Consider the following 4989-nt stretch of genomic DNA (forward strand, 5'->3'; position numbering starts at 1 on the left):
GAGATCACCGATCCCCTGAACCTGCCCAACGCGGTGGCCCTGTTCCAGATGCGCGGCCTGCGCGAGGTCTCGGGCGGTGCGCCGCGCTATTCCAAGATCGATTACGCGATCTATTACCTGCCCGGAGGGCGCAGCGCGGAAACACTGGCGCGCGCGGCGCAGCTGCAGGAAGAGATCGACACCTGCGACGACCTTTACGGTGTGGCTCAGGACCAACCGCCCGAGGCGCTGGACCGCGTCTCTGCCGCGCCATCCGAGATACCCCGCGATGTGGCACTGGAACTGGCCAAGCTGGACCCGAACGAGGTGTCAACGACACTGACCCGCAACAACGGGCAGACCCTGATGTTCCTGATGATGTGCAACCGCACCCGCGATCTGGGTGAGGAAACCTCGCGCGTTGATGTGGCCAACGCCCTGACCCAGCAACGCCTGCAAGCGCTGGCCGACAGCCTGCTGGAACAACTGCGCGCCGACGCCATTATCATCCAGCAATGATCGCCCCCATCGCGCTCAGCTGCGGCGACCCGGCCGGGATAGGCCCCGAGATCGCCGCCAAGGCCTGGGACGCGCTGCGCGACAGCTGCCCTTTCGTCTATCTGGGCGACGCCACACATCTGCCACAGGGCACACCGGTGGCCAGATTGACCGACCTGTCGCAGGCGCATTCGGCCAGCGCCACCGCCCTGCCCGTCCTGCATCGGGACTTCCCCGCGCCGAACGTCTCCGGCCAGCCTGCCCCGGCAAACGCCCCAGCCGTCATCGCCGCCATCGAACAGGGTGTCCGGCTGGTCCAGTCCGGCGCCGCCTCCGCCCTTTGCACCGCGCCGATCAACAAAAAGGCACTAATCGACGGCGCGGATTTTGCCTATCCCGGCCATACCGAATTTCTGGCCGCTCTGGCCGGGCGCGACCGGGTGGTGATGATGCTGGCCAGCGATCAACTGCGCGTGGTCCCCGCCACCATCCATATCCCCCTGTCCGAGGTGCCAACAGCCCTGACCCCAGACCTGCTGCGCGACACCATCGCCATCACCGCCCACGGGCTGCGCACGCAATTCGGCATCGCACACCCCCGCATCGCCATCGCAGGCCTCAACCCCCACGCAGGCGAAGGCGGCAAAATGGGCACCGAGGAACTGGACTGGATCGCCCCCCTGCTGGCCGATCTCAACCCCGAAGGCTACACCGTCACCGGCCCGCACCCGGCCGACACCATGTTCCACGCCGCCGCCCGCGCCCGTTACGATGCGGCAATCGCCATGTACCACGATCAGGCACTGATCCCGATCAAGACGCTGGATTTCGACCGGGGCGTGAACGTGACGCTGGGCCTGCCCTTCATCCGCACTTCGCCCGATCACGGCACCGCGCTGGACATCGCTGGCCAAAACATCGCCACCCCGACCAGCCTGATCGAGGCCCTGAAACTCGCCCAAACCATGGCCCAATCCCGCTAATGCTTCGTCTGGCCAAAAATATCCCCGCCGGAGGCAAAAAATCTCTGGCGCTCTGCCCGCGCCCCACGCCACGGTAAGATCATGAGCGCCATCGACACCCTTCCCCCGCTGCGCGAGGTTATCGCCACCCACCAGCTCTCGGCCCGCAAATCGCTGGGCCAGAACTTTCTGCTGGACCTGAACCTGACCGCCAAGATCGCCCGTCAGGCCGGGGATCTGACCCAATGCGATGTCCTCGAAATCGGCCCTGGCCCCGGCGGCCTGACTCGTGGCCTGCTCTCTGAGGGTGCCCGCAAGGTTGTGGCCGTCGAAAAAGACACCCGCTGCATCGCCGCCCTGAATGAGATCGCCGCCGCCTATCCCGGCAGGCTTGAGGTCATCAATGGCGACGCGCTCGAAATCGACCCGCTGGCGCACCTGACCCCGCCGATCCGCATCGCCGCCAACCTGCCCTACAATGTCGGGACCGAGCTTCTGGTCCGCTGGCTCACCCCGCCGGAATGGCCCCCCTTCTGGCAAAGCCTGACCCTGATGTTCCAGCGCGAGGTGGCTGAACGCATCGTCGCCCAACCCGGCAGCAAAGCCTATGGCCGCCTCGCCATCCTCGCCCAATGGCGGTCTGACGCCCGCATCGCCATGTCGCTGCCTCCCGGTGCCTTCACCCCACCGCCCAAAGTCTCAAGCGCCGTGGTCCACCTGACCGCCCTGCCGGAACCCCGCTACCCGGCAGACGCCGCCACCCTGTCGCGCGTTGTCGCTGCCGCCTTCAACCAGCGCCGCAAGATGCTGCGCGCCTCACTGAAAGGCGTGGCTCCGGATATCGAAGACCGCCTGATCGCCGCCGGGATCAAACCCACCGAGCGCGCCGAACAGGTGCCGCTGGAAGCCTTCTGCGCGCTGGCCCGCCTGATCACCTGACATCCGCGGCCAACGATCGGCTCAGAAGGCGGGTGCTCCCGGGCATCCAGATCATCACACCTTTGTGAAAATGCGCGATCAAGCGTGACCCCCGAATGTGGGATCGGTCGATAGATTGAACGCGTCAGACATAAGACTCATATACAATAGGGAAATCCGTGATGAAGAACTTCGTCTTTGGCGCGCTCTGCGCACTTGCGGTTACTGTGACCGCGGAAACCACCTTCGCTGACTCGACTGCGCCGACCCATCAGGTCGTCAACGCCACCAGCCGCGGGATTGCGATGGACGGGTTCGATCCGGTTGCCTATTTCATCGACGGTCAACCGGCCAAAGGCAGCATGGACCATCGCACCGAATTCCGCGATCGCCTCTGGCTGTTCTCAAGCGCCGAAAATCTGGAGCAGTTTCAGGCCAACCCCGAAGCCTACGCCCCGCAAAACAACGGCTGGTGTGCCTGGGCGGTTGCGCATGGCTATGCCGCCGAGGTTGATTTCGTGAACGGCTGGTTCATCGAGAATGACAAACTGTATGTCGTCTGGAACGAAGACGTCAAAAACCGCTTTCTGGCAAAAAAGGATGAGCTGATCCCCCTGGCCGAGGCCAACTGGACGCAGGTCCATAGCGGATTGCTGGATGGCTCGACCGAGTTCTATCCGCATGCAATCAAGCCCGAACTGGGCCTGTCGCATCCCCAGACCCTGCCCGAAGAAGGCTGATCGCTGCCCGGCACCTCTGGCCCGACACCTCTAGAATAACAAAACCGCCCGGATGAAACGGGCGGTTTTTCAATTCAGGGCAGGCAGGACACCCGTTTGCAGAGAGGTTTACTCTGCCGCTTCCGGCGCGTCGTCATTGCCAGTCGAGGCATCCTCTTTCGGCGCGGCCTTGGGCTTGCGCGGCGCGCGCGGCTTGCGGGCGGGCTTTTCCTTTTTCTCCGTGGCCTCGGCACCCTTGTTCTCGGGCGTCTCGACCAGCCCGCTTTCGGGTGTGGCCTCGGGCGCGCTGAAATCCATCACATCAGGCTGCGGCGCCTCGGCCGGATCGGCCTGACGGGCGGCTTCGCGTTCCTGACGCTCGGCGCGTTCGCGGTCGCGTTCCGCCTGACGTTCGCGGTTCTGCCGCTCCTGCTCTTCGCGGCGCGCTTCGATTTCGCGCTGCGCTTCGCTGAGCATACGCAGGTAATGTTCGGCGTGCTGCTGAAAGTTCTCGGCGGCCACGCGGTCATTGGACAGCTGCGCGTCGCGCGCCAGCTGGTTGTATTTGTCAATGATCTGCTGCGGCGTGCCGCGCACCTTGCCCTCGGGACCCGAGCTGTCAAAGACCCGGTTCACGACGTTGCCGCCAGAAGGACGATTGCGGTTGTTCTTGGCCCGCGAGCGGGATTTGGAAGATCTCATCTTACTTTACGTCAGCCTTGTCATTCGCTGTCGATCAACCCGTACCTTACGCTGCTCAGAGGCTTGTGCCGTAACGCGTCGTCGACTTTTTTGGGCTTGGCGTCAGGGGCGCGCTGAAACAGCGTCAACCTCGCCGACTAATCCTGAGTAAGCATGTCCAGCGCGGACAGACAAGGGGTTTATATGTATTTTCGCAGCTTTTTTACCAGGACCGGCGTTTTTCAGCCGCAAAAGCGCGCATTATCCGGGCATTTTCGCGCCGATCACCCGGTCGCGGCCATCCAGATCAGGGATCACGCGGATATCCGACAGGCCCGCCGCATCAAACAGCGCCGCCACATCCGCCGCCTGTCCCAACCCGATCTCGACCAGTAAACGCCCACCCGGAACCAGAAAATCCGGCACGGCAGCGGCGATGTGCCTGTATGCCCCCAGCCCGTCACCCTCATCGGTCAGGGCCAGCCGGGGTTCGTGTTCCCGCACTTCGGGGGACAATTCCTCCATCTCTGACAAGGTGATATAGGGTGGATTGGAAACAATAAGGTCAAATTGACCATCAATGTTCTCAAACCAGTCGGATTGTAGAATCTCCGCCCTGCCCTGCACCTGATGCTGCACCGCATTGGCGCTGGCCTGCAGGCACGCAGCCTCGCTCAGATCCACGCCCACGCCCGAGGCGCTGGCACGCTCCGCCAGCAAAGTGATCAGGATGCAACCCGAGCCGACGCCCAGATCCAGCACATGGTCAAAAGGTTCGCTCAGCGCCGCCTCGATCAGCGCTTCGGTCTCGGGGCGCGGGTCCAGCACGTCGCGGCTGACGCGGAACCGGCGGCCATAGAATTCGCGCTCGCCCAGCAGATGCGAGACCGGCACCCGGATGGCGCGTAGCGAGATCAACTGATCATACCGCTCAGCGATGTCTGGCGACAGTTCCTCGGGCGCGATCAGGGTCACCCGGCTGGCCTCGATCCGCGCGGCATGGGCAAGCAGGACGCGGGCGTCCCGCGCTGGATCATCCACCCCCGCCGCCCGCAGACGGGCCGTTGCGGCCACCATGGCCTGCGCTGCTGTCTGTGCCGCGATCATGAGGCCATCTCGGCCAGCAGACGGGCCTGATCATCGGCGGTGAGCGCGTCAATCACCTCATCCAGATCGCCCTGCATCACCTGATCCAGCTTATAAAGCGTCAGGTTGATGCGGTGATCGGTCAT

Annotated in this window: 5 protein-coding genes and 2 pseudogenes; 4 read left to right on the forward strand and 3 right to left on the reverse strand. The window is 63.9% G+C overall.

The annotated features are described in order from the left end of the window. From MPJ51_RS04440 to MPJ51_RS04455, 4 genes and pseudogenes are all read left to right on the forward strand, one after another. Positions 1-498: pseudogene (locus tag MPJ51_RS04440) on the forward strand (peptidylprolyl isomerase); the annotation flags it as partial. After that, positions 495-1460 (forward strand): 4-hydroxythreonine-4-phosphate dehydrogenase PdxA, encoded by a 966-nt coding sequence (gene pdxA / locus MPJ51_RS04445; RefSeq protein WP_298382355.1) that lies wholly within the window; start codon positions 495-497, stop codon positions 1458-1460. The pseudogene MPJ51_RS04440 and the gene pdxA, both read left to right, overlap by 4 nt. 81 nt (positions 1461-1541) lie before the next feature. Next, positions 1542-2378 (forward strand): 16S rRNA (adenine(1518)-N(6)/adenine(1519)-N(6))-dimethyltransferase RsmA, encoded by an 837-nt coding sequence (gene rsmA / locus MPJ51_RS04450; protein WP_298382358.1) that lies wholly within the window; start codon positions 1542-1544, stop codon positions 2376-2378. A gap of 161 nt (positions 2379-2539) precedes the next feature. After that, the gene (locus MPJ51_RS04455) at positions 2540-3097 is read left to right on the forward strand and encodes a YHS domain-containing (seleno)protein (protein WP_298382360.1); all 558 of its coding nucleotides are present in this window, start codon (positions 2540-2542) and stop codon (positions 3095-3097) included. A gap of 108 nt (positions 3098-3205) precedes the next feature. On the opposite strand, the gene MPJ51_RS04460 is transcribed toward MPJ51_RS04455, so the two are convergent. The 3 genes and pseudogenes from MPJ51_RS04460 to MPJ51_RS04470 all read right to left on the reverse strand — a co-directional run. Beyond that, on the reverse strand, positions 3206-3778 hold the full coding sequence (locus tag MPJ51_RS04460) for a DUF4167 domain-containing protein (protein WP_298382362.1): 573 nt from the start codon (positions 3776-3778) through the stop codon (positions 3206-3208). 240 nt (positions 3779-4018) lie between these two features. Continuing rightward, entirely contained in the window at positions 4019-4864 is an 846-nt protein-coding gene (gene prmC, locus MPJ51_RS04465) for a peptide chain release factor N(5)-glutamine methyltransferase (RefSeq protein ID WP_298382364.1), read from the reverse strand. Further along, positions 4861-4989, reverse strand: a pseudogene (locus tag MPJ51_RS04470) (peptide chain release factor 1); the annotation flags it as partial. The gene prmC and the pseudogene MPJ51_RS04470, both read right to left, overlap by 4 nt.

This window comes from Ruegeria sp., assembly GCF_028066395.1.
Lineage (GTDB): Bacteria > Pseudomonadota > Alphaproteobacteria > Rhodobacterales > Rhodobacteraceae > Ruegeria.

Coding starts and splice junctions, on each gene's coding strand:
- pdxA (WP_298382355.1), top strand. CDS start 495: ATGATCGCCCCCATCGCGCTCAGCTGCGGCGACCCGGCCGGGATAGGC.
- rsmA (WP_298382358.1), top strand. CDS start 1,542: ATGAGCGCCATCGACACCCTTCCCCCGCTGCGCGAGGTTATCGCCACC.
- MPJ51_RS04455 (WP_298382360.1), top strand. CDS start 2,540: ATGAAGAACTTCGTCTTTGGCGCGCTCTGCGCACTTGCGGTTACTGTG.
- MPJ51_RS04460 (WP_298382362.1), bottom strand. CDS start 3,778: ATGAGATCTTCCAAATCCCGCTCGCGGGCCAAGAACAACCGCAATCGT.
- prmC (WP_298382364.1), bottom strand. CDS start 4,864: ATGATCGCGGCACAGACAGCAGCGCAGGCCATGGTGGCCGCAACGGCC.